Source organism: Erwinia sp. SLM-02 (assembly GCF_037450285.1).
Classification (GTDB): Bacteria; Pseudomonadota; Gammaproteobacteria; order Enterobacterales; family Enterobacteriaceae; genus Erwinia.
The window spans coordinates 263,132-288,132 of the sequence record NZ_JAQISN010000004.1; the positions used below are offsets into that span (position 1 = coordinate 263,132).

General features: G+C 54.8%; 22 protein-coding genes. 9 read left to right on the plus strand and 13 right to left on the minus strand.

What is annotated here, in order from left to right; genetic code table 11:
- Positions 1–8 precede the first annotated feature (8 nt).
- The 4 genes from PGH32_RS20435 to PGH32_RS20450 form a co-directional block, all read right to left on the minus strand.
- Positions 9–995: an ABC transporter permease gene (locus PGH32_RS20435; RefSeq protein ID WP_314427069.1), complete on the minus strand. Its 987-nt coding sequence runs from the start codon at positions 993–995 to the stop codon at positions 9–11.
- The gene (locus PGH32_RS20440; RefSeq protein WP_314427071.1) at positions 988–2,502 is read right to left on the minus strand and encodes a sugar ABC transporter ATP-binding protein; all 1,515 of its coding nucleotides are present in this window, start codon (positions 2,500–2,502) and stop codon (positions 988–990) included. The genes PGH32_RS20435 and PGH32_RS20440 overlap by 8 nt, the downstream gene beginning before the upstream one ends.
- Before the next feature lie 67 nt (positions 2,503–2,569).
- Entirely contained in the window at positions 2,570–3,574 is a 1,005-nt protein-coding gene (locus PGH32_RS20445; RefSeq protein WP_123334289.1) for a substrate-binding domain-containing protein, read from the minus strand.
- 274 nt (positions 3,575–3,848) lie between these two features.
- Positions 3,849–4,658: a DeoR/GlpR family DNA-binding transcription regulator gene (locus PGH32_RS20450; RefSeq protein WP_314427075.1), complete on the minus strand. Its 810-nt coding sequence runs from the start codon at positions 4,656–4,658 to the stop codon at positions 3,849–3,851.
- A 438-nt stretch (positions 4,659–5,096) separates the two neighbouring features.
- Here PGH32_RS20450 and araD point away from each other — a divergent pair, with 438 nt between their 5' ends.
- Positions 5,097–5,792: an L-ribulose-5-phosphate 4-epimerase gene (araD, locus tag PGH32_RS20455; RefSeq protein WP_314427079.1), complete on the plus strand. Its 696-nt coding sequence runs from the start codon at positions 5,097–5,099 to the stop codon at positions 5,790–5,792.
- 435 nt (positions 5,793–6,227) lie between these two features.
- Positions 6,228–6,866 carry an acyl-homoserine-lactone synthase gene (locus PGH32_RS20460; RefSeq protein WP_314427082.1) on the plus strand — a complete coding sequence of 213 codons (639 nt, stop codon included), beginning with the start codon at positions 6,228–6,230 and terminating at the stop codon, positions 6,864–6,866.
- 3 nt (positions 6,867–6,869) lie between these two features.
- On the opposite strand, the gene PGH32_RS20465 is transcribed toward PGH32_RS20460, so the two are convergent.
- Positions 6,870–7,592 carry a helix-turn-helix transcriptional regulator gene (locus PGH32_RS20465; protein WP_314427084.1) on the minus strand — a complete coding sequence of 241 codons (723 nt, stop codon included), beginning with the start codon at positions 7,590–7,592 and terminating at the stop codon, positions 6,870–6,872.
- 695 nt (positions 7,593–8,287) lie between these two features.
- A complete protein-coding gene (gene gorA / locus PGH32_RS20470) occupies positions 8,288–9,640 on the minus strand; it encodes a glutathione-disulfide reductase (protein WP_314427087.1) in 1,353 nt (450 codons plus the stop codon).
- Positions 9,641–9,841: 201 nt separating this feature from the next.
- On the opposite strand from gorA, the gene rnz reads away from it, so the two are divergent.
- Positions 9,842–10,756 carry a ribonuclease Z gene (gene rnz, locus PGH32_RS20475; protein WP_337894966.1) on the plus strand — a complete coding sequence of 305 codons (915 nt, stop codon included), beginning with the start codon at positions 9,842–9,844 and terminating at the stop codon, positions 10,754–10,756.
- Between the two features lie 1,018 nt (positions 10,757–11,774).
- On the opposite strand, the gene PGH32_RS20480 is transcribed toward rnz, so the two are convergent.
- Together PGH32_RS20480 and PGH32_RS20485 are read right to left on the minus strand one after the other, a co-directional pair.
- On the minus strand, positions 11,775–12,617 hold the full coding sequence (locus tag PGH32_RS20480; protein ID WP_123334277.1) for a 23S rRNA (adenine(2030)-N(6))-methyltransferase RlmJ: 843 nt from the start codon (positions 12,615–12,617) through the stop codon (positions 11,775–11,777).
- A gap of 218 nt (positions 12,618–12,835) precedes the next feature.
- A complete protein-coding gene (locus tag PGH32_RS20485) occupies positions 12,836–13,660 on the minus strand; it encodes a CPBP family intramembrane glutamic endopeptidase (RefSeq protein ID WP_314427094.1) in 825 nt (274 codons plus the stop codon).
- Positions 13,661–13,886: 226 nt separating this feature from the next.
- On the opposite strand from PGH32_RS20485, the gene prlC reads away from it, so the two are divergent.
- Entirely contained in the window at positions 13,887–15,929 is a 2,043-nt protein-coding gene (gene prlC / locus PGH32_RS20490; protein WP_337894967.1) for an oligopeptidase A, read from the plus strand.
- A 6-nt stretch (positions 15,930–15,935) separates the two neighbouring features.
- The gene (gene rsmJ, locus PGH32_RS20495; RefSeq protein ID WP_337894968.1) at positions 15,936–16,688 is read left to right on the plus strand and encodes a 16S rRNA (guanine(1516)-N(2))-methyltransferase RsmJ; all 753 of its coding nucleotides are present in this window, start codon (positions 15,936–15,938) and stop codon (positions 16,686–16,688) included.
- A gap of 88 nt (positions 16,689–16,776) precedes the next feature.
- Here rsmJ and PGH32_RS20500 read toward each other — a convergent pair whose 3' ends face one another.
- Entirely contained in the window at positions 16,777–17,973 is a 1,197-nt protein-coding gene (locus tag PGH32_RS20500; RefSeq protein WP_337894969.1) for an NAD(P)/FAD-dependent oxidoreductase, read from the minus strand.
- 133 nt (positions 17,974–18,106) lie between these two features.
- Here PGH32_RS20500 and PGH32_RS20505 point away from each other — a divergent pair, with 133 nt between their 5' ends.
- A complete protein-coding gene (locus tag PGH32_RS20505; RefSeq protein ID WP_314427105.1) occupies positions 18,107–18,610 on the plus strand; it encodes an RrF2 family transcriptional regulator in 504 nt (167 codons plus the stop codon).
- Between the two features lie 34 nt (positions 18,611–18,644).
- Here the strand turns inward: PGH32_RS20505 and uspA are convergent, their stop codons facing one another.
- Positions 18,645–19,082, minus strand: a complete 438-nt coding sequence (gene uspA / locus PGH32_RS20510) for a universal stress protein UspA (RefSeq protein WP_314427107.1) — start codon at positions 19,080–19,082, stop codon at positions 18,645–18,647.
- Between the two features lie 331 nt (positions 19,083–19,413).
- Between uspA and uspB the strand changes: the two genes are divergently transcribed.
- Positions 19,414–19,749: a universal stress protein UspB gene (gene uspB / locus PGH32_RS20515; protein WP_314427108.1), complete on the plus strand. Its 336-nt coding sequence runs from the start codon at positions 19,414–19,416 to the stop codon at positions 19,747–19,749.
- A 75-nt stretch (positions 19,750–19,824) separates the two neighbouring features.
- Here uspB and pitA read toward each other — a convergent pair whose 3' ends face one another.
- Entirely contained in the window at positions 19,825–21,324 is a 1,500-nt protein-coding gene (gene pitA / locus PGH32_RS20520; RefSeq protein WP_314427109.1) for an inorganic phosphate transporter PitA, read from the minus strand.
- A gap of 242 nt (positions 21,325–21,566) precedes the next feature.
- Here pitA and PGH32_RS20525 point away from each other — a divergent pair, with 242 nt between their 5' ends.
- Positions 21,567–22,751, plus strand: a complete 1,185-nt coding sequence (locus tag PGH32_RS20525) for an NAD(P)/FAD-dependent oxidoreductase (RefSeq protein ID WP_337894970.1) — start codon at positions 21,567–21,569, stop codon at positions 22,749–22,751.
- A 64-nt stretch (positions 22,752–22,815) separates the two neighbouring features.
- On the opposite strand, the gene PGH32_RS20530 is transcribed toward PGH32_RS20525, so the two are convergent.
- Entirely contained in the window at positions 22,816–23,391 is a 576-nt protein-coding gene (locus PGH32_RS20530; protein WP_314427113.1) for a PIN domain-containing protein, read from the minus strand.
- Entirely contained in the window at positions 23,391–23,852 is a 462-nt protein-coding gene (locus tag PGH32_RS20535; protein WP_314427116.1) for a helix-turn-helix domain-containing protein, read from the minus strand. Before PGH32_RS20535 ends, PGH32_RS20530 begins: the two co-directional genes overlap by 1 nt.
- A gap of 328 nt (positions 23,853–24,180) precedes the next feature.
- Between PGH32_RS20535 and PGH32_RS20540 the strand changes: the two genes are divergently transcribed.
- Entirely contained in the window at positions 24,181–24,816 is a 636-nt protein-coding gene (locus PGH32_RS20540; RefSeq protein ID WP_337894971.1) for a hypothetical protein, read from the plus strand.
- Positions 24,817–25,001 lie beyond the last annotated feature (185 nt).

The following is a 25,001-nucleotide window of genomic DNA, read 5'->3' on the forward strand; positions in this document are numbered from 1 at the left end:
AGTCTCCGTCAGACGAAGCCGACATCGGTTTCTTTGCGCTTCTTGTAGTGGGTGACGCAGATAGCCGCGACAATAACGACGCCAATCACGATGTTGACGAAATAGCTGGAAACGCCAATCAGGTTCAGGCCGTTTTTCAAAATGCCGATCAGGAATACGCCCATCAGCGTGCCGACCACCGAGCCTCTGCCGCCGGAGAGGCTGGCGCCGCCCAGCACCGCCGCCGCCAGCACATCCAGTTCGCCGCCGACCATCGCGTTAGGCACCACTTCGCTCATGCGGTACGCCTGCAGCATGCCGCCAATGGCTGCCGCCGCGCCTAAATAGCCGTAGGCAAACAGATAAATCACCGAAACGCGGATGCCGATGCGGCGTGCGGATTCGTTGCTGCCGCCGACGGCGTAGAGCTGCCGACCGATATGGGTTTTATTCAGCAGCAGCCAGGTCAGCAGCGCCATGGCCAGCATCACCACCACCGGCAGGCCCACCTGATAGCTTTCGCCGCCGTATTCGAAGGGCAGGACGGTGCGCTGATTGATCCACCAGTCCGGCAGGTCGTAGATACTGTGGCCGTTGGTTATCCACATCAGCATGCCGAACAGCAGCGACTGCATGCTGATGGTGATAATGATCGAGACGATATTGAGGTAGTAGATAAGAACGGCGTTGATCAGGCCGAAGACGATGCCGCAGGCAATCGCCAGCACGATGCACAGCAGCGGGCTGGCGATGACATCGTTCAGCAGCAGCGAGGCAATGACATACTGTGCGACGGACGCCACGGCGGCGAAGGAAATATCAATGCCGCCGGTCACCAACACCACAAACAGGCCCAGCGCAAAAATGCCGGTCACGGCATAGCTTTCGGTTAAATCCAGCAGGTTCTGAATCGACAAAAACTCACTGCTTAACGTCGAAAACAGCACCAGCATTAAGACGATAACCCAGCCCAGCCAGCCTTCGACCGAACGTGGCAGTTTAAAAATGTTAGCCATTGATGGCCTCCGCGAGTTGATGTTCGCTCAGCGTTGAAGGAATTAACTCGTTGACGATCTTTCCCTGTTTCATATGCAGCACGCGATCGCAGTTGTAGTAGGCTTCCGGGGCTTCATCGGTGATCAGCAGCACGGAAATACCGACGCCGGAGAGGCGGTGGATCAGCTTGTAAATACTGTCTTTCGCGCCGATATCCACGCCGACGGTGGGGGCATCGAGAATTAATACTTTTGGCCGGGTGAGGATCCACTTGGCCAGCACCACCTTCTGCTGATTGCCGCCGGAAAGGGTCGAAAGCGGGTTATCCGGGTTGGTCACCTTGATATCCAGGTCCTTAATCCACTCCTGCACCAGCGCATCTTTGCGCTGCTCGTCAATCAGGTGCCACGGCGTTTTGATCTCATCGAGAATCGAAATCACCATATTATCGGCCACCGACTGCGGCAGAATGGCCCCCAGCGTCAGCCGGTCTTCCGAGACATAGGCAATACCCATCTCCCGCGCCTGGGTGTTGTCTTTGAGCCGCACCTTTTTACCGTCGAGCAGGATCTCGCCACGGTCAGGGTGGGTGATACCAAACAGGCTCAGCGCCAGCTCGGTGCGGCCGGACCCCAGCAGGCCGCACAGGCCAAGCACCTCACCCCGGTGCAGCCGCAGGGAGATATCGTCATACTGGCCTTTGCGGCTGAGGTTATTCAGCTCCAGCACCACCTTGCCGAGTTCGGCGTTCGGCAGCTTCTGCTGGTGCTCAATGACCAGTCCGGTCATCAGCTCGGTAATTTTTCCAGTGGAGAGGGCGGCGGCGTCCCAGGTGCCGATCTTCTCGCCGTCGCGAATGACGGTAATGCGGTCGGAAATCTCTTTCACTTCATCCAGACGGTGGCTGACGAAGACCACGGTGATATTTTTATCCCGCAGATAGTTCACCGTGCGCAGCAGCTGGTTCACCTCCGTGCGCGTCAGCGAGGCGGTGGGCTCATCCATAATTACCAGCCGGGCGTCGGCAACCAGCGCGCGGCAGATGGCAATCTGCTGGCGCTGCGCAATCGGCAGATGCTGCACCAGCGCGTCCGGATCGATATTGAACGCCAGCTCGCTGAGGATCTGCTGCGCTTTTTCCCGGAGTTTTTTTTGCTTAAACCAGCCGAAATAGCCCTTCAGGTTATATTCGAAGGCGATGTTTTCGGCGACGGTCAGGTTTGGAAACAGCGACAGATCCTGATAAATGACCTGAATGCCTAACGCCCTCGCGCGGTCCGGCGTCAGGCGGGAATGGGTTTTGTCATCAATGATGATTTCGCTACCGGCATCGGGCGCGTAGACGCCGCTGATGGTTTTAATCAGCGTGCTTTTACCGCAGCCGTTGGCCCCGGCCAGGCAGTGGACTTCGCCTTTATTTAAGGTCAGCGTGATGTTTTTTAATGCCTGATGGCCGCCAAAGCTTTTTGACAGCGCGTTCAGCGTAATCAGCGGGGCGGCATTATCGGCATGGTTATTATTCAGCATGGTTCTTGCCCTGGTGTCAGACGTGAATAAAGCCGGAGCGCAACGGCTCCGGCGATACGGCTCAGGGTCAGAGGCCCAGTTTCACCAGACGTTTGGTGTTTTCCACATCCAGTTTTTCCGGATTATCGCTGAGGATGGTGTTGCCTTTAATTTTGATTTCGCCCATGTCGCCCAGCTTAACGCCGTCTTTGATCGGTTCACCGTTCATCATCGCGGTTGCCACCTGTACAAAGACCTTGCCGGCGGTCATCGGGTTAGAGATATAGCCGCCGTCGATCGCGCCTTTCTCCAGCAGTTTGATGCCCTGGCCCGGGGTGAAGGTGCCGAAGACGCAGATGTCTTTGTTTTTCTTGCGCTTGTCGATAGCGCGGCCTGCGCCGATCGGGCCCTGAGAGCCGAAGGACATAATGCCTTTCAGATCTTTGTGTTTGGACATCAGGTCGTTGGCGGTACGCATGGAGTCATCCACCGATTCGGCGACGCCAAAACGGTCCTCAACCAGCTGCATTTTCGGATAGTGCTCTTTCTGGTAGGCGATGGCGGCGTTGGCCCAGTCGTTCACCAGCGGCACGGTCAGGCTGCCAACGAACATGGCATATTTACCCTCTTCGCCCATGCAGGCGGCCATATCTTTCATATGGTTAGCGCCCATGGTTTGGGTGTCGAGCAGTTCGAAATCCCAGTCCGCATTGGCCTGCGCCGGGGATTCGTGGGTAATGACCTTGATGCCCGCTTCCTGTGCGCGTTTCAGCACCGGCTCCAGCACTTTGGCGTCGTTTGGCACCACGCCGATCACGTCCACTTTCTTGGCGATCAAATCTTCGATGGCGCGGACCTGCTCGGCCGGGTCGGCGGTGGTTGGCCCCACCTGCCAGGCATTCACGCCCAGGGCTTTACCTTCTTCTTTAATCCCCTGTTCCATCACGTTAAACCAGGGAATTCCCCCCACTTTGACCACCACGCCCATGGTGAAAGGCTTGTTGGCTTTTTGAGGGACCGCTGCGTCATCAGCCTGGGTGGAAAAAGAAGCGATCAGTGAGGCGATTACACAGGGTAAGAGTAATTTTTTCATTATAAGATCCTCAGAAGGTTATTTTAATTATCATCGTTGCCGAATAGTGCATTATTCGGTTTATTTCCCTCGCCCTTATACCGCTCGTTGCTTAATAAAACGATCGGCAGTGGATAACGCATTATGCATCGATCCGCCGTGGTCATTTAATAAAGCAATGATGATGAGGTATTAAGGTTCAGGTTTTATCGTGCAATTTCACTGGTATTGACGGTAATAAATTCGTTCTGACTGAATGCGTCAGAACGGGCAGCGTTTATTTTCGCGAAGGATCTCATTTATCGACTTCAATCACGTTAAATTCCGGACTGTCTCCCCAGTTTCTTTCTTCAGCCACTTTATTGGTGATTAAAATATCAATGTCGTCGAGCATGCAGATCTTACAAAATGCGAACTGATCGAACTTGCTGGAGTCGGCCAGCAGAATTTTTTTGCCGGAAACCTGCAGCATCACCTGCTTTAAGCGGGCGTTTATTTCGCTGCCGTCGCGGATGCCATTTTCCAGGTTCAGCCCCTGGCAGGAGAAAAAGAAGGTATTGATCTGAAAGTTACGAATCGCGCTTTCGGCCACCGGGCCGTGGAAATCGTCATGACGCTCCGAGTATTCACCGCCGCAGCCGATGATACGCACCTTATCGCGGCAGGCCAGCGCCTGAATGATTTTGACCGAATTGGTCACTACGGTGATATCAATATCCGGGATCTGCCGTGCCAGGAACCAGCAGGTGCTGCTGTTATCCAGCAGAATGCAGTCACCCGGGTGAATAAACTGCAGGGCGGCTTTAGCCAGCTTCATCTTAATGTCGGGATGTTCTTCCGTTCTTTTCCGTAAAGACTCTGCCCGATCGATGGTGTCAGCCTTATAGAATGCGTCCTGCACGGGCCGGGTGCGGTCGTCATAGTCATCCAGCGAAACGGCACCGCCAAAGCTGCGGATCAGTTTTTTATTCCGCTCCAGCAGATTTAAATCGCGGCGGATAGTCTCCTGCGAAACGCTACACATGGTCGACAGTTCGGCAACCAGCGCGGAGCCATTCTGTTGCACATAGCTACAAATCATCTTGTAACGTTCAGCCTGTAACATAAATAGCCCGATTCCATCGTTTATCACATGTTCTAATACTCTTACTTTTCAGGTTTTTTTAAAGTGACTGATTTCAAGAAACCCGTTAGCAGGTTTTTCCATACGCCTTAATGTGATTAATATCACTCTATGATGTTCTCTCTATGCCGTTATAATCATTTTAATGTGATTTTTATCACGTAAAATCGGGCGTTATCGCAGATAAAAAATCATCGGCAGTTGTAAATCAACATAAACGGTCATCACCATAATGACCGTTTATGCCCAAATAGTACCGTTTGTATTTGTTTGGCCCGTTTCAGTTCCGCCCGAGGCTTTTCGCAGCAGAGTATTAGACGTAACGTAATAACCCATCACTCCCTTATTTATAAAAAAAGGGATATTTGCAGCGCGGCAATCGTCATCTGCAAATAAACGCTTTATTACGTGAGGTTAACAATGCTGCAAAAATTAAAACAACAGGTGTTTGAAGCGAATTTATTATTACCCGCCCACAGGCTGGTGACCTTTACCTGGGGAAACGTCAGCGGAATCGATCGGGAACGTGGCCTGGTGGTGATTAAACCTTCCGGCGTGGAGTATAAAGACATGCGGCCGGAGGATATGGTGGTGGTCGATCTGCACAGCGGAAACGTGGTGGAAGGTGATAAAAAACCGTCTTCTGATACCGCAACGCATCTGGTGCTGTACCGTGCCTTTGAACATATCGGCGGCGTGGTGCACACCCATTCCCGGCACGCCACGATTTGGGCGCAGGCCGGTCAGCCGCTGAAAGCGCTGGGCACCACCCACGCCGATTACTTCTATGGCACCATTCCCTGCACCCGCCTGATGCGCGAAGAGGAGATCAACGGCCAGTATGAGCATGAAACCGGGAGGGTGATTGTGGAAACGCTGAATCAGCAGGGGATCGACGCAAAGGATATCCCTGCGGTGCTGGTCAACGGCCACGGCCCGTTCGCCTGGGGTAGCGATGCGGATAATGCCGTGCACAATGCCGTGGTGCTGGAAGAGATCGCCTATATGAATCTGTTTACCCGCCAGCTGCAGCCCGGCGTGGACAGTATGCAGCAGACGCTGCTGGATAAACACTTCCTGCGTAAGCACGGAGCGAATGCCTATTACGGTCAGTAACCGCTTCTCCCCGGGGGAGCGCGTGTCCCCACTCTGGCATGGTCGCTCGGCCATGCCGGATTAACCCATTGTCAAAATAACGACTGTTGTTAATAGCCCCCGGTTTATTCAGAGGATGGCTCTTCCCCAAATGGCAACGCTGTTATTGACTGATAAGTTTTTTATTTCTAAAACCACCCGTAAAATAGAGTTAATACATATTGAATGATGATTAATTAAGATCAATTTCATAGTTTAACTCCCCCATCTCGACGCCTTATCCTGCGAAATTATTTCTGACTCACTTTCTGCACCGCCATGACCCTCAAAATGTCGCGGTTTATTCTCATGGCGAAATGCAACAGAAAAGAATTACTATCCCTGTGTCCCGGCATGCTATGAATGAAGCTTCGCTGATGTTACCGGATTTTTAATTAAATTCTAATAGGTAACATTATGTTTAATATTTATGCTGTAAACTATTCATTACTGGGTCACGATAAAGCGGAAGATCTTTTTATGTTGAGAAAGAATACCTTTAAAGATCGTCTGCAATGGGCCGTCACCTGCTCGGACGGCATGGAACACGATCAATTCGATAATGAAAAAACTGACTATATATTTGGCGTCGAAAAAGGAGTGATATTATGCGGTACAAGGATGATTGATATGAAGGAGAGTAATATGTTGAATGATACCTTTGCAGGCTTTTTTAATAAGGTTAATATCCCTGAGGGAAATTTCGTGGAGTCAACGCGTTTCTTCGTCGATAAGGAGAGAACCCACTCGCTGTTGGGCGGGAAATATCCGGTGACCATGAGCCTGTTCCTGTCGCTGATCAACTACGCCATAGAGCGTCATTATGACGGTATTCTGGCGGTGGCCAGTCACTCGATGATGTCGATCATCAGGCGCTCGGGCTGGAACGTGACGGTGCTGGAGATCGGTATGTCGGAGAAAGATGAGCCGGTCTATCTCCTGCTCGGGCATATTGATACGCAAAGTCAGGAAAAGCTGAAGGCGAAAATCAGGCGCCATGAGCAGCAGAATGAGCGGGAGCTTAACGCCTGGCCACTGCCGTTTAACGCACAGTAACCCTTAACTCACCGGTTTAATCAGCTGAAGTTCCACGCCTAAACGCACAGCATGCCGGGCATTGGCAACTCCCAGCTTTTTAACGATATTCGACATATGGAATTTAACCGTACGCACGGTTATTCCCAGAATCATCCCGGTTTCCTGATAGGTTTTTCCTACGCTTGCCCAGTAAAGAATTTCATTTTCACGCTCGGTGAATCCAGCCGCTTTTTCTTTACCTGATGAATTTTTCACGGAGAGCGCATTTAAGGCCAGGTAGGTTTCATGTACCGATGCCAGTAAAATAGAGAGGTCGCCTTTATTCTGAATCAGGGTTTGCATCACCTCGGCGCTATTCTCAGGGGGAAGGATAAACGACAGCGTGACCAGGTTATTATTGTAATCATGCAAAACAAAGGTATAGCCGTTGACCAGGCCGAATGCTTTCGCCTGCGTAAAGGGATCGGTGAGGTTAAACCCTGAGCTGACCATCAGGTTTTCATCCCAGGCAAACGGCGTTAAGCGGTTGAGTGCGGTGATGACCACCGGATCGGTGTACTGCAGGGAGTTTTCGCGATAGCGCTGTACCCACTCATCGGGATAATTGGTTACGCCAAAAATGCACGACATATCCTTCTTTGACAGGACCACATAAGCCCAGGTCAGCTGTCCAAACTCATTTAACGTGTTCTCAAGAAAACGTCGGATAACCTCTTCAACATTTTCTTCACTTCTCATTAACATTACCGTCTCCTTGACAGTGATTGCTTGATGAACAGCCATGTCGGGAAAAGAATACGTGACCTGCTGGCGCAGACGATGTCGTGCTTATCACATCTTCCACCAGTTAAACCATCAACACAAGGTACAGTCATGACCTGTACCTTTAGCCAGATTAATTATCAGACTATTTGTATTATTATCATCGGTAGAATTAAAGCGTGGTACGCATTGTAGTATAAAAATCCCCAACGCGTTTTATATTTGTTGAGGATTAAATGCCAACCACCAGGGAAATCGATTACTAAAATTATAATGAATGATAAAAAGCGCAATCATCAAAGGTTGTGCTTTTTTTTATGCCATTTTCCCGTGTTGCCAGTACAACCTTCTGTTTTCCGCACAGTTGATCTGGAAATAGCGCGGGCGTGGCTTTTATTTCAAAAGGTAAATATTGTTTCGCTGAGGAACTAAATACCTTTCTGACTTTTCATGCTGGTTTTATTCACTCTTCGAAATAATGACGATAGCGTTCAAACTCTCCGACAAAAACGGAGGATATTTCGGCAAAAAAGCCGTTTTCGTTAGGATATCGTCAAGCCGACTATACCGGGGGGAAGGATGACTTGCGGGTGGCGTGTTATTCGCGAGATGATTTTCTCATGGTCGGCAGGAACGGCATACCCGCGGGATAACCTGCGGGTATGCCGGTAAAGCGATTAACGCATGGTGACGAATTCTTCCGCACCGGTCGGGTGGATCGCCACGGTGTTATCGAAGTCTTTCTTGGTTGCGCCCATTTTCAGCGCCACCGCGAAGCCCTGCAGCATTTCATCCATGCCGTAGCCGATGCCGTGAATACCAACAATTTTCTCGTCGGCACCCACACAGACCAGCTTCATACGGCAAGGCTGGCGGTGCTGCGTGACGGCGGTGTACATCGCGGTAAAGGCGGATTTGTACACTTTCACCTGGTCATCACCAAACTTCTCGCGCGCTTCCGGCTCGGTCAGGCCCACGGTGCCGATCGGCGGGTGGCTGAACACCACGGTTGGTACGTTGCTGTAGTCCAGATGCTCGTCCGGCTTGTTGTTGAACAGGCGCTCAGACAGGCGACGCCCGGCGGCAACCGCCACCGGCGTCAGCTCCACCGCGCCGGTGTTATCACCCACCGCGTAGATGCCTTTCACGTTGGTATTCTGGAACTTATCAACGTTGATGTAGCCTTTGTCGTTCAGCGCAACGCCGGTGACGTCCAGGTTCAGGTTGTCGGTCATCGGCTCGCGGCCAATCGCCCAGATCAGGCAGTCCACGGTCTGCTCTTTGCCGTTTTCCAGCTGCAGTGTCAGGCTGCCGTCGGCATTCTTCACCACCGCCTTCGGAATGGATTCGGTGTGCAGCGTCGGGCCTTCGGTGTTAATCACTTCCAGCAGCGTATCGACGATCAGCGGATCGAAGGTGCGCAGCGGTGCGTGCTTACGAACGAACAGGTGGGTTTCAGAACCCAGCGCGTTCAGCACGCCGGCAATTTCTACCGCGATATAGCCAGCGCCCACCACGGCGGTGCGTTTTGGCAGCGCCTGCAGCTCAAAGAAGCCGTCGGAGTTGATGCCGTACTCGGCGCCCGGAATGTTCGGCTGAACCGGGCGACCGCCGGTGGCGATCAGAATATGATCGGCGGTAATTTTTTCACCGTTCACTTCCACGGTGTGCGCATCAACAAAACGCGCGAAGCCTTTGATCACGTCGACGTTGTTTTTACCCAGTACGTTATCGTATGAGGTATGGATGCGATCGATGTAGGCGCTGCGGTTCTTCAGCAGCACGTCCCAGTTATGCTGGTTAACGGTGGTGTCGAAGCCGTAATCCGGGCCGTACTGATGAATCGCTTCGGCGATCTGCGCGGCGTGCCACATAACTTTTTTCGGTACGCAGCCCACGTTAACGCAGGTGCCACCCAGATCTTTCGCTTCGATCAGCGCACATTTCTGTCCGTACATGGCCGCGCGGTTGATGGAGGCGATACCGCCGCTGCCGCCGCCGATGGCGAGATAGTCATAATGTTTGGTCATCGAATCTTCCAGTTCAGTAAGTGAGTTATTTTTCTGACCGTAAGTGTAACGCCACTCGACCAAATGCCGCAAAGATTGCGTCTATGATTGCGATAGGGCGGAGGGCTAAACTCCCGTCATTAGCGGAATCACTAATGTTAGACTCGCACGATATGATCCTGCCCGGTGCAGGAAATAATCGCGTTACGGAGTGGAAAGCGTATGGAACTGCAGTTTTTAGGTACGGGGGCCGGTACGCCGAGCCGCGAGCGAAATGTCACCAGCATTTCGCTGAACCTGAGTGAATACAACCGTGGCAGCTGGCTGTTTGACTGTGGGGAAGGGACCCAGCATCAGATTCTGCGCACGCCGATTAAGCCCGGAAAAATTGAGAAAATTTTTATCACCCATCTGCACGGCGACCATATTTTCGGCCTGCCGGGGTTGCTGACCAGCCGGTCGATGAACGGTGCCACCGAGGCGATGACGCTTTACGGTCCGGTGGGGATTAAGACCTTTGTGGAAACCTCGCTGCGGCTGAGCGGTTCGTGGCTGACCTTCCCGCTGGAGATTGTGGAAATTACTGCCGGGGAAGTGTGTAACGACGAGCAGTTTCGCGTGACGGCGTTTCCGCTGACGCATCCGGTGGAGTGCTACGGCTACCGGATTGACGAGCATGACAAACCCGGCGCGCTGGATGCGGATCGGCTGAAAGCGGACGGTTATCTGCCCGGCCCTTACTATTACGATTTAAAGCAGGGGCGCAGCGTGACGCTCGACGACGGTCGGGTGGTGAACGGCTGGGACTATGTGGGCAGTGCAGTCAAAGGGCGCAGTCTGGCAATTTTTGGCGATACTGCGCCAACGGCAGCGGCAAACGATCTGGCGGCGGGTGTGGATGTGATGGTGCATGAGGCGACGCTTGAGGTGGCGATGGAAGAAAAGGCCAACGGGCGCGGTCATTCCTCGACGGTGCAGGCGGCCACGGTGGCGAAGGAGAGCGGGGCAAAGCGGCTGATTATCACCCATTTGAGTTCACGCTATCTGCGGCATGACTGTGAGCGTTTGCTGGAGGAGTGCCGGGCGGTGTTTCCGGCGACGGAGATGGCGCATGATTTTGCGGTGTTTGTTGTCTGACGGATCGTTCCTGTGCTGTCTGATGCCATGGTGCTCGCGCTGACGGGGCGTTGCCCCGTCTGGCGGGTCCTCGCGCCCCGCGCTGCGTGGTGCCTTCGCTTCGTTCGTCAGCCGGTCGGACCGGCTCGGACGTCACGTCCCTGTGCCGACCGAGCCTTGCGCCCGCGTCCTGCGGGCGCATCCTGGCTTCCTCTCTCCGCTCAGCGCTGCGGATTGCCAGCCGGGGCAACGCCCCGTCAGCGCTTTGGCCCCGGAGTGGTCTTCAGATCCAAAGGCATTGGTGTGATGCATCAGCACGATGCGAGCGAAATGGGCGATGTCGATGCTGTGCAGGTAATCCTGGCTTCCTCTTTCCGCTCAGCGCTGCGGATTGCCAGACGGGGCAACGCCCCGTCAGCGCTTTGGCCCCGGAGTGGTCTTCAGATCGAAAGGCATTGGTGTGATGCATCAGCACGATGCGAGCGAAATGGACGATGTCGATGCTGTGCCGGTAATCCCGGCTTCCTCTCTCCGCTCAGCGCTGCGGATAGTCTGACGTAACCCAGGTTATTATGAATAAAATTAGTGTGTTATGTGCATGTGGATGAAGGGCGGGAGTGATACTTTTACCTGCGTACCGTTGAGAAAGCAAAGCAAATTTATCGAGTGAAAACTGAACGCCGGCTTAACGAAAAGCGATCGCGAAAACTGAAGGAGTACGGCCTCTGCTGCGGCAGAGCGGCAATCCGCAGCGCTGAGGTGGAGGCAGCTGGGCAGGAGACGACAGCAGGGACGCTGGCGTCAGTTTGAGCGCGGGCAGGAAGCCCGCTCTCAAACGGTCCGTCGGCCAGATGCCGGAGCCGAGGGCACCGCGCAAAGCGCGGCGCGAGGACCGCCCGACGCCGCAGCAGAGGCCGTGCTCCCGCACAACTCACGCCGCAAATCCGTAGTAAATATCAGGCTCCCCGCACAACTCACGCCGCAAATCCGTAGTAAATATCAGGCTCCCCGCAGAACTCATGCAGCGAACCCGCAGCAGTTACTCCGGAACGATCCACTCAACCTTAGAATGCCCGGTCCCCGACGGCACCAGCACCTTTTCCAGCCACGGCAGCACATTCTTCATCTGCTGCTCCAGCTTCCACGGCGGGTTAACCACAATCATCCCCGATGCGGTCATACCGAAGCGGTCGCTGTCCGGGCGCACGCCCAGCTCAATTTGCAGAATACGGCGAATGCCGGTGGCTTCCAGATCTTTGCACATGCGCTTAATCTGCTGGCGCAGCACCACCGGATACCACAGCGCGTAAACGCCGGTACCGAAGCGCTTATAGCCTTCCTCAATGCCCTTCACCACCGCCTGATAATCGCTTTTCAGCTCGTAAGGTGGGTCGATCAGCACAAAACCACGGCGGGACAGCGGCGGCAGTTTGGCCTTCAGCTGCTGATAGCCATCGGCACGATCGGTGCGCGCGCGGCTGTCCTTCAGGAACTCGCCGCGCAGCAGCGGAAAATCACTGGAGTGCAGCTCAGTCAGCTGAAGCTTGTCATATTCACGCAGCAGATAGCGGGCAATCAGCGGCGAACCCGGGTAGTAACGCAGCTTGCCGTTGGGGTTCAGATCCTTGACCGCTTTAATATACGGCTCAAGTTCGGCAGGTAAATCGTCCTGCTGCCAGATACGTGCAATGCCTTCCAGATATTCACCGGTCCGTTCGGCGTGCTCGCCGCTTAACAGGTAACGCCCGGCACCGGCGTGAGTGTCGAGGTAAAGATAGGGTTTATCCTTCTCGTTAAGCGAACTGATAATCAGGCTTTGAACGGTGTGTTTCAGTACGTCGGCATGGTTACCGGCGTGAAAACTGTGGCGATAGCTGAGCATTATTTATCCTGTTGATTTTATGCGGCTTTAATTGATGATAAATCAATTTTTTACAATTATTACCCCACGGATTACCCCACAGAACGACGCACAGCAACGGATGTAGGAAAAAGCATGAGAACCAGGGGGCCGATTATATCAGGGTTGGTTGGCAGATGGGCTGAGTCAAAAAAACAAATCGGCGCTTTTGTTCCCTGAACCCGGGGCAGGGAAATGCCTCAGGTTGGTATACGTTGCCAAACCGGGTAGGTGAAAAACAGCAGGTGTATCATATTAAAGGAAAAATGCATCAGCGTGGCCACCCACAGGCGGCCGCTCCACAGCCAGGCCAGGCCGTAAATGACCCCCGCCAGCGTGGCGAAAAGCACCAGCATCAAACCGCCGGAGAAGTGCGCCAGGCCAAATAATCCCGAGGCAATCACCAGAGCGCGTTTATTACCCAGAAACTGACTCAGGCGCTGCTGGATGTAGCCGCGGAACAACGCTTCTTCCGCCAGGCAGACAAAAAACAGGTTGGCCAGAATAAATGAGCCTGTCCACGCGGGGATATGCGGTTCCACCCGCAGCGCGCCGAATACGGTCGCCGCCAGCAGCAGCAGAGGCATCGACAGGATCAGCACCAGCCACCACAGCGGGTTTTGCGGCTGCTGGGAAGGTCGGGCCAACAGCGTTGGCATGCAGCCCAGCAGCAGAAATGGGATTAACGCCTTATCAAGATTAAAGTAAAACGTGAACGGCAGGCTCTGTGGCCCGGCCTGAACGCCGGAGGCGGCGATTTGATTATTAAATCCTGGGATCATGTGCAGCCCCAGCGCGATAGCCCCTGCCACCAACAGGATCTCGCCCGGCAGTGCGAACGGAGTTTGCCGCTGACGGTATCCCCAACACAGGGCGACACAGAACATAATACCGAGGGCGATGATGCCCGGCGGCAGCAGCTTCTGCTCAACGATCGCCATCGCCAGCGTAATGCACAACATCACCAGAGCGCAGCGCAGATTAATTGACAAGAACAGCAGAGACAGCGCCAGTAAAAACCACATCAGTACACTCCCTGTTTAAATGAGTAAAACGGCGTAACAAAGCGAAAGAGTATGCAATGCTCAACCGGCACCATCAAAGCCGAACGTGCGGTGAGAACCGGCTCCGATGGCCGATGAAGGGCAGATGTTACGCTGTCCACCATTGATTTTCGCTACACTTAGCCTCATGTTAAATAAATCGTGCGTAAATACGCGCTCCTGACATCGATTAAAGGACTACTGCGCTATGACCAACCCGTTACTCTCCTCTTTTACTCTTCCTCCGTTTTCCGCCATCAAACCTGAGCATGTGGTTCCTGCCGTAACCCAGGCGTTGAGTGATTGCCGTGCGGCGGTTGAGAAAGTCGTGGCCCAGGGCGCGCCCTACAGCTGGGATAACCTGGTGCAGCCGCTGGCGGAAGTGGACGATCGTTTAAGCCGCCTGTTCTCCCCGGTCAGCCACCTGAATTCGGTCAAAAACAGCCCGGAGCTGCGCCAGGCCTACGAACAAACCCTGCCGCTGCTGTCGGAATACAGCACCTGGGCGGGCCAGCATGAAGGGCTATATCAGGCATATCGTGACCTGAAAGAGGGCAGCCATTACGCCGCGCTCGATCTGGCACAGAAAAAAGCGGTCGATAACGCCCTGCGTGATTTCGAGCTGTCGGGTATCGGCCTGTCGAAAGAGAAGCAGCAGCGCTACGGTGAAATCGCCGCACGTCTCTCCGAGCTGGGGTCGACCTACAGCAACAACGTGCTGGATGCGACGATGGGCTGGAGCAAGCTGATTAGCGATGAAAGCGAACTGGTCGGGATGCCGGAAAGCGCGCTGGCCGCCGCGAAAGCGCAGGCGGAAGCGAAAGAACAGCAGGGCTGGCTGCTGACCCTGGATATCCCAAGCTATCTGCCGGTGATGACCTACTGTGACAATCAGGCGCTGCGTGAAGAACTGTACCGCGCCTATTCCACCCGTGCCTCTGACCAGGGGCCGAACGCCGGCAAGTGGGACAACAGTGAAGTGATGGCCGAAGAGCTGGCCCTGCGCCACGAACTGGCTCAGCTGCTGGGCTTTGACTCCTTCGCGGATAAATCACTGGCGACCAAAATGGCGGAAAGCCCGGCGCAGGTGATCGACTTCCTGACCGATCTGGCAAAACGTGCCCGTCCGCAGGCGGAGCAGGAGCTGGCCGAGCTGCGCGCCTTTGCGAAAAAAGAGTTCGGCGTGGACGAACTGCAGCCGTGGGATCTGACTTACTACGGTGAAAAACAGAAACAGCACCTGTACTCCATCAGCGACGAGCAGCTGCGCCCGTACTTCCCGGAGCAGCGCGCGCTGAGCGGCCTGTTTGAAGTGGTAAAACGCATTTACGGCATCACCGCCAGCGAACGCAAAGATGTGGATGTCTATCATCCCGACGTGCGTTTCTTCGACCTGTTTGACGAAAGCGGCGAGCTGCGCGGCAGCTTCTACCTGGACCTCTATGCTCGCGAACACAAGCGCGGCGGAGCCTGGATGGATGACTGCGTTGGACAGATGCGCAAAGCCGACGGCAGCCTGCAAAAGCCGGTGGCCTATCTGACCTGTAACTTCAACCGCCCACTCGGCGGCAAGCCCGCGCTGTTCACCCACAATGAAGTGACCACCCTGTTCCACGAGTTTGGCCACGGTCTGCACCATATGCTGACCCGCATTGAAACCCCGGGCGTATCCGGCATCAGCGGTGTGCCGTGGGATGCGGTCGAGCTGCCGAGCCAGTTTATGGAAAACTGGTGCTGGGAGCCGGAAGCGCTGGCGTTTATCTCCGGCCATTACGAGACCGGTGAACCGCTGCCGCAGGCGCTGCTGGAAAAAATGCTGGCAGCGAAGAACTACCAGGCCGCGCTGTTCATCCTGCGCCAGCTGGAGTTCGGCCTGTTTGACTTCCGCCTGCATACCGAGTTCGACCCGGCCAAAGGCGCGCAGATCCTTGAAACGCTGAAAGAGGTAAAATCGCTGGTGGCGGTGGTGCCTGGCCCGTCGTGGGGCCGCTTCCCGCATGCTTTCAGCCACGTCTTTGCCGGTGGCTATGCCGCAGGCTACTACAGCTATCTGTGGGCGGACGTGCTGGCGGCAGATGCGTACTCACGCTTTGAAGAAGAAGGGATCTTCAACCGCGAAACCGGGCAGTCGTTCCTCGATAACATCCTGACGCGCGGCGGTTCCGAGGAGCCGATGGAGCTGTTCAAACGCTTCCGTGGCCGCGAGCCGCAGCTGGATGCGATGCTGAAACACTACGGCATCAAGGGATAAGCGGTTTTGAACATCTGTTTACTGGATGAAACGGGCACCGGAAACGGTGCCTTATCTATTCTGGCCGAGCGCTGGCAGCTGACGCATGACGACGCTGCACCGATGGCGCTGGTGATGACCGCCACGCACCTTGAACTGCGCAAGCGCGACGAGCCGAAGCTCGGCGGCATTTTCGTTGATTTCGTCGGCGGCGCGATGGCGCATCGCCGAAAATTCGGCGGAGGGCGCGGTGAGGCGGTGGCAAAAGCCGTCGGCATTAAAAGCGGCTATCTGCCGGACGTGGTCGATGCCACGGCGGGCCTGGGGCGCGATGCGTTTGTGCTGGCGTCCGTGGGCTGCCGCGTCAGGATGCTGGAGCGTAACCCGGTGGTGGCGGCACTGCTGGATGACGGCCTGGCGCGGGGCTATGCCGATGCGGAGATTGGCCCGTGGCTGCGCGAGCGGCTGACGCTGCTGCATGCCTCAAGCCTGACGGCGCTGACGGATATCATGCCGCGGCCGCAGGTGGTGTACCTCGATCCGATGTTTCCACATAAGCAGAAAAGCGCGCTGGTGAAGAAAGAGATGCGGGTGTTTCAGTCGCTGGTGGGGCCGGACCTGGATGCCGACGGACTGCTGCAGCCGGCCCGCCAGCTGGCGACCAAAAGGGTGGTGGTCAAGCGCCCGGACTACGCGCCGCCGCTGGCCGATGTGGGCACGCCGAACGCGGTGACAACCAAAGGCCATCGGTTTGATATTTATGCGCCGTTGACCCCGTAACCGGGCGTCCGGAACAGAGGGCACAGCCTGCGGTTGGCACATCAGGCTGTGCTTTTTTTTTTGCGTCCGGCACAGGGTCAGAGTGCGATCACACAAACGGCGCGAGCGGGTCGGCAATTCTGAACGCGGTGGCTTTATCGGCGGCCGGTGGGTAGATCAGTTCACTGACGATCGACAATTTCAGCTTTTTCGCTTCCGCCCGCGTCAGTTTCACCTGCTGATCCCAGCCTTCCGTATAGACCGCCCCCCATGCGCCAAGATCGAGGCAGGTGACGTAATTTTCCTGACGATAAGGCAGCGGTGCGATATCCAGCAGGCTGGCTGCCGCGTTATTGCCGGCAAACTTACCCAGCTGGATGGCGTGCTGGCAGGTCATCAGCGCGTGGTTGCCCCTGTCGTCGGTGGCGGCATACGCCACGTCGCCGGTGGCATAAATGTCCTCATGGCCAACGACCTGCAGCTGGGCATTAACGTGCAGGCGGCCCTGACGATCGCGCGGTGCGTCAATCTGCGCCGTCAGGTCGTCGGCCTGTACGCCAACGGTCCAGATAACGGTCTGCGCGGCAAGGGTCTGTCCATCTTTCAGCGTCACGCCCTCCGCAGTCACCTGCTCCACTTCCGCATTAACCCGCCACTCCACGCCCAGCTCGGCGGAAGCTTCGGTAATCACATTGCGCAGTGCCTCGCTGAATCGCCCCGCTGGCTGCGAGCCGCGCTCAATCACCACTACGCGGGTTTTGGCCTGCGCGCCGAGGATCTCGCGCAGTCGCGCCGGCAGTTCTGTGGCCATTTCAATTCCGGTAAAACCGCCGCCGCAGACCACCACGGTGTTGCGCGATTCACTCTCCGGGCGCTGCGCCAGACTATTGAGGTGCTGCTCCAGTACCTCAGCGCTCTCCAGCTGGTCAAGGTCGAACGCGTGCTCTGCCACCCCCGCCACCTGTGAACGATTAACGTGGCTGCCGCTGGCCAGAATCAGGCGGTCATAGCGCTGCTGCTGCTTCATGCCGGATTCGTCACGCCAGCTTACCCGGCGAGCCGCCGCATCGATCCGGCTGACCGTGCCGCGCAGGAAATTCACCCCGGTGACGTCGAACAGCGGCTGCAAAGGAGCAACCAGCGAACGCACGGCGCTTTCATAAAAACGCGGGCGCACGCGCAGCTCGGGCTGCGGGGCGATCACGGTGATCTCGACATCCGTATTGCCATTCACCAGCCGTGCGGCGCTCAGCGCTGACCACATTCCCGAGAAACCGGCACCGATTATCAGAATTTGTTTACGCATTTTACTGTCACTCTTGTTACGGTTATTAACTCGGATTATATTGGTCGTAGTTTAAAAAGGCAAAGGTGATTTGTGCGCAGGGTGGGGCTGAAAACGCTACACTAGCGGCAGTTGAGATGGTTGAGAGAAGGGCATGGCATTTTACAGTTCTGGCGTTGAGTACGGCATTCACAGCCTGATGTTTATGGTTGACGGCAACGGGGACGCGCGTGAGATGAGCGTGCGCGAGATTGCTGACCTGCAAAATGTGCCCTACGACTACCTGGCCAAAATCTTTACCCGCCTGTCAAAAGCGGGGCTGGTACGCAGCAGCGAAGGCAAGGGCGGCGGTTTTCAACTGGCGCATCCTGCCGCAAACATCACGCTGCTCGACGTGGTGAATGCAATCGACGGCGAGAAACAGGTTTTTGCCTGTCGCGAGATCCGCCAGCGGACCGTTATTTTTGACGAAACGCCGCCGGAGTGGGCCTGTTCGGGAATTTGCGGGGTGCGTTCCGTAATGGAGTTGGCCCAGCAGCGGATGGAAGAATCGCTGGCGCAGCACTCTATCCTGGAGCTGGCGCTGAAGATGTACCGTAAGGCACCGCCGACGTTTGTGGTGGAAGTGCAGGACTGGATTGAAACACGCAGGGAATAAAGGCCGGGTTTAAACGGCCTTTTTAAGAACGGGATTAATCTTCGTCTTCATCGTTCAGCGGCACAATCAGCATATCAATGTGCACGGTGTTGATCAGCTGGCGGGCCGAGGACATCAGCTTGCTCCAGAAATCCTGATGGTGGCCACAGACCACTAAATCCACCTGATACTGCTTGATAGCATCAACCAGCACCTGGCCGAGGTCGCCGCTGCCGCTGAGGGTTTCAGCAATCGGATAACCGGCGCTGGTCGACAGCTCGGTCAGCGCGGTGTGGGTTTCTTCCGAAATCCGTTTCTGCATATCACCCAGGTTAACGTCAATCAGGCCGGTATAGAGATCGGAATAATTCACATCAACGTGGATCAACGAGACTTTTGCATCATAAGGACGGGCCATCGATACTGCTTTATCAACCAGCAGTTTGCTTTCAGGCGACAGGTCAACAGCAATCAGAATGTGTTTGTAAGCCATGATGAATACTCCTTTTCGCGTAAGTTCTGATACATGCGGGATACGGTTCAGTATAGCGAAAATTGTTAAAGGATGTTGTGGCAGCCTGCGGTCTTTGCGAAGAGGATCAACATGAATTTTCCTCCATTTACTGGCTGATGCATGACGCAGTGCTGGAAAAAATTTGTGCAGATCTCCTACACTGATAAGAAGCGCCACCGAGCGCGTTATTATCGCCTCGTCCGGCTTGCGCCGTATCTGGCCGATATCGATAACAGGGGCAGTTCAACCATTGCAGGGCACAGCGGCTTGCCCGTTTACGTTTTCTGCAATGAATGGCCGGGAGGGGATCATGATCAGCACCATCGCGCTTTTCTGGGCTCTTTGTGTTGTTTGTGTAGTGAATATGGCGCGCTATTTCTCTTCGCTGCGCGCTTTGCTTGTGGTGTTACGCGGCTGCGATCCTTTGCTGTATCAGTACGTCGATGGGGCGGGATTCTTTACCTCGCACGGGCAGCCGGGCAAGCAGGTTCGGCTGGTGTATTACATCTGGGCACAGCGCTACCTGGACCATCATGACGATGAGTTTATCCGCCGCTGTCAGCGCGTGCGCGGCCAGTTTATTTTGACCAGTTCCCTCTGCGGTCTGGTGGTTATCAGCCTGATTGGCCTGGCTATCTGGCACTGAGCGCGGGCATAAAAAAAAGCGGACCGGAGTCCGCTTTTAACTTTTTAGCGTGGCGGGCAACGCCGCCACGCTGGCTTAAATCAGCTTCAATGCAATCCAGTACAGCACACCGGAAAGAACAATCGATACCGGCAGGGTAAAGACCCACGCCAGCAGGATGTTCTTAATGGTTCTGCCCTGCACGCCGCCGCCGTCAACCAGCATCGTACCCGCCACCGAGGAGGAGAGAACGTGTGTGGTTGAAACCGGCATGCCGGTATAACTTGCCACGCCAATCGATACCGCCGCCGTCATCTGCGCCGACATGCCCTGAGCGTAAGTCATACCTTTCTTACCGATTTTTTCACCGATAGTGGTGGCAACACGACGCCAGCCAACCATGGTGCCTAACGACAGCGCCAGCGCCACCGCCACGATAATCCATACCGGAGCGTACTCGATGGTATTGAGCAAATCGCCTTTCAGCTTGGTCAGGAAGCGTTTATCTTCCGCGCTGGTTTCCGGCAGCTTCGCCGCTTTTTCCGCCGTATCAGAAATACACATCAGCATACGACGCAGGTGGCTGCGTTGTTCAACGGTCAGTGCATCGTAGCTGGAGAGATTATTCAGCAGCCCCTGAGCACGCTGGATGACGGGCAGTGCGCGCGCGGCATCGCAGTGGAACTCCTGAGGACCTGAAGGGATCTCTTCCGGCGACGGGATCGCAGGAGGTGACATCTGAATAATATGCGTCAGCGAGGCTGCATGCTGCTGGTAATACTGCTCCAGATGGTTAACGGCATCACGCGTACGGGTGATGTCATAACCGGTGGAGTTCATATTGACCACAAAGCCTGCCGGGGCCACGCCAATCAGCACCAGCATAATCAGACCAATGCCTTTCTGGCCGTCATTTGCACCGTGTGAATAGCTGACGCCAATCGCCGAGACGATCAGGGCGATACGGGTCCAGAACGGGGGCTTTTTCTTGCCATCGATCTTTTCACGTTCCGCTGGAGTCATGTGGACACGCATACGCTTCTTGTTACCACTCCAGTAACGGCGCAGCAGGAACACCAGTCCGCCAGCAACAACCAGGCCAACAATCGGCGAGATAATCAATGACATAAAGATGCCAATCATTTTCGGCACGTTCAGCGCATCAACAACCGAGGTTCCGGTCAGCAACGCGTTAGTCAGGCCGATACCGATAATGGCACCAATCAGGGTGTGGGAGCTGGAAGCCGGTAACCCAAAATACCAGGTTCCGAGGTTCCATATAATGGCGGCAAGCAGCATGGAAAAGACCATCGCCAGCCCGTGAGCCGATCCAACGTTCAATAACAGATCGGTGGGTAACAGATGGACAATGGCATAAGCTACGCTCAGGCCGCCCAACAGTACACCAAAGAAGTTGAACACCCCCGCCATGACGACCGCTAACTGCGAGCGCATTGCACGGGTGTAGATCACGGTTGCGACCGCGTTGGCTGTATCGTGGAAGCCGTTAATCGCTTCATAAATCAATACAAACAACAAAGCCAGAACCAGTAACAGGCCGGTGTGAAAATCAAGACCAGCAAATAGATGTAGCATAAGCGTTACGCCATTTAGGAGGACATGAACGCGGCGCATTATCAGCGACAAACCGCACCGGGGGAAAGTGAAATATAGACTTTTTTTGACATTAATGTGTCAGTGTAGTGACAATACCCTAGGAAAACTATGGTAAATCATTAAGTTACAAATTGTTTCCGCTGAGGTTTCGCCTGATGCTGGCATCCCTCCCGCCAACTCTCTACAATCAGCGTTTTTGTCGGGCAGTGCCGGAGTGAGCAGTGGAAAAATATGACGTTATCGTAATTGGCGCGGGTGCTGCGGGCCTGTTCTGCGCGGCGCAGGCGGGCCAGAAAGGGCTTCGCGTGCTGTTAATTGATAATGGCAAAAAGGCCGGGCGTAAAATCCTGATGTCCGGCGGCGGCCGCTGCAATTTCACCAATCTGTATACCGAACCGGCGGCTTACCTGTCGCACAATCCTCACTTTTGTAAATCCGCCCTGGCGCGTTATACGCAGTGGGATTTTATCGATGTGGTGAATCGCCACGGCATCGCCTGGCACGAGAAAACCCTCGGCCAGCTGTTCTGCGATGACTCCGCCCAGCAGATCGTCGATCTGCTGCTGAAAGAGTGCGAGGCGGGTAACGTCACGCTGCGGCTGCGTAGCGAAGTGATGTCGGTGGCGCGCGATGATGCCGGCTATACGCTGCAGCTCAACGGCGCAGAGGTACAGGCGAAAAAGCTGGTGATTGCCAGCGGTGGTCTGTCGATGCCGGGGCTGGGCGCTTCGCCGTTTGGCTATAAGATTGCCGAACAGTTCGGTCTGAAGGTATTCCCGACCCGCGCCGGACTGGTGCCGTTTACCCTGCACAAGCCGCTGCTGGAGCAGCTACAGACGCTCTCCGGCGTGTCGGTGCCGTCGGTGATGACGGCGGAAGACGGCACGGTGTTTAAAGAAGCGCTGCTGTTCACCCATCGCGGCCTCTCCGGCCCGGCGGTGCTGCAGCTTTCCAGCTACTGGCAGCCGGGCGAGTTTGTCACCATTAATCTGTCTCCGCAGCAGGACATCGATGCGTTTATTAATGAAGAACGCACCCAGCACCCGAACCAGAGCCTGAAAAACACCCTGGCGAAACTGCTGCCTAAGCGACTGGTTGAGTGCCTGCAGCTGCTGGGCCATGTGCCGGAATGCACCCTGAAGCAGCTGAACAGCCGCCAGCAGAACGATCTGGCAACCACGCTGCACCAGTGGCGCGTGCAGCCGAACGGCACCGAAGGCTATCGTACCGCCGAAGTGACCCTGGGCGGCGTCGATACCACGCAGCTGTCTTCTAAAACCATGGAAGCCCGCGACGTGCCGGGGCTGTACTTTATTGGGGAAGTGGTGGACGTCACCGGCTGGCTGGGGGGGTATAACTTCCAGTGGGCGTGGAGTTCTGCCTGGGCCTGCGCGCAGGCGCTGTGATCTGTTGATTCAGACCGTAAACTTCAGTCGATAGCCGTTTATTTTAGACTTATCGAGCCGCTCATCACAGCATCGACTGATAGTTTTCCATTGCCTTGATAGTCATAGGTAATCCCTGACGCAGTAGCGCCGCCAGATACTCATCGACACTTCTGGCCGGTTTTCTCATACTGTTACGTTGTTCGGCTACCGCCTGCAGTGCCAGCGCGTGGTTCAAGTCGAAAAGATCTGAAATAAATTCGTCCGGATGGAGGGATTCAATGTCGAAATCAACCATCCGTGAAGCCGGGAAGTCCTTCAGATTGAGCGTAACAATCACCTCTGCGTTGCACCGTACCGCGGCAGCCACAACGTGGCGGTCGTCAGGGTCGGGCAGATTGATGCCTTCAATCAGGTTTTCATAGCCTGTAACCATTGCATCGGGTATCGCCTGATTCATCAGAGCATCCGTCCGTGTTATCTGCTCGGCTGTGATATCAGGCCTGTTCTGCAATAAGTGGCGCTGCCATTCTTCCTGAATAGTTTGGGTCCATTTCGGTTGATACAGTCCCTTGATTCCCAGACGCATCAACAGGTCCCGCAGCAGAGATGGATACAATACACATGCATCTAACACGACGGGATAGGGTGAATGATTCATCAGTAAAGTCCAATTTCCTGACTGAGGTCGGACAGCTCCTGCATAGCCTTTTGGCTAGTGCTATCGCGTTGCTCTTTAAATTTCATCAGATCCGCAAACAGCACACGGCGATGTCGACCTGTTTTGTGGAAAGGTAACGCGCCATCTTCCAGCAGCTTCACCATATGCGGGCGTGAAACGTTCAGAATATTGGCTGCTTCCTGCGTCGTTAACTCAGCATGAACTGGCACGATCTGCACGGCATTGCCTGCTGCCAGCTCGCCAAGAATCGTCATCAGCAGCGTCAGTGCAGAAGTGGGTAGCTCAATCTGGTGCGTATTATTATCTGCATCCTGAATGGCAATTTTTTGCGTTTCCAGCCTGGTCGACAGATAGCTTGCAAGCGCTCTCTGTCCACGGACTGCCACCTCAATTTCCTTAGGCGCTGGGAGGTTCAAGCTTTTAAGAATTGAGTTTGTCATGGTTATCTCATTGAATAGTGGCGTTGTTATATCTGGTTTTATGTTAGATACCCGCTGGGGATATTCACTGAATCAGATTATACGAAATAAACGAAAACAACAACAAACGAAATATTCGAAAATCGACGACCCTGCCCTGCTACGGCCTGGGTGTTCACGGGTACGTTCAGAATGGCAATGTAGATTGACTTACGCTGGCCGGTTTATTCAGCATCTCGATTGTTCTACGCAGAACGCTTTGTCTGAAAAGCCATGGAACGGCTGATTTCACCCCTCGTAAATGCTAATGTGCTCGGCTGTTAAGGGCGATTTTGAGATGAAGGGCTGAATGATGGAAGTGCTAAGCTCCAGCGATCCACTTTACACCTTGTTCATGCACCCAAAATCAAAGCTGATCGTCAGCCGGTTCCGCAGCCTGGCCGGTGAAAAGAAGATGAGCGAGTGGCAGGTTTTTTGCGTGCTGCTGGCGGGCTTTCTGAACTGCTGGGCCGTTAAATCTGAGAATTTCAGGATCCACATCGAATTTGCCAAATCGAGCAACTTCGATTTCCTGTTTGATAAGATCAATGTGACGGTGACGATTGAAGGCATGTCGGGGGAAAGCAATCTTCTGGGGCCGGATTTCTCGCTGCCGCAGTACGATTCCCCCTATGAATTTTGCCGCCTGGTGAATAAAAAAGAGTACGACTCGCGCACCACCTACCTCGGCATGCACGGTAAGGCTTACCATAAAGCCAACTTCCTCAGCCTGCCGCAGCCGGACGGGCAGCCCGTTCTGACCTGGGAAGGCACCGTGATGGTGTACGACAAAGCCTTCTTCCATCCGAAAAACTACGCCACGACATTGGGCTTTTTACAGGATGACCTTCACCGCACCGTGACCGAGGCGCTAGTCAAAAGGTTCACCCAGTTCTCGGCGCTGTATGATTATCTCTTCCGGCCTTTGCGGGTAAGAGAGGCGTAATTCCGTTCGGCCCCCGGCATTACTAGCTCTGAGGTTATTCCCGGTTAATTCACCGGGAATATTGGCTAATTAATCCCTACGTTTTTTATGGCGTAATTAAAACGACTTGATATTCCCGCACAATGTTATAATCCCGCCGAAAATTACCGCATTCGCCGTCCGGCACAAAAAAATTATACTGAATA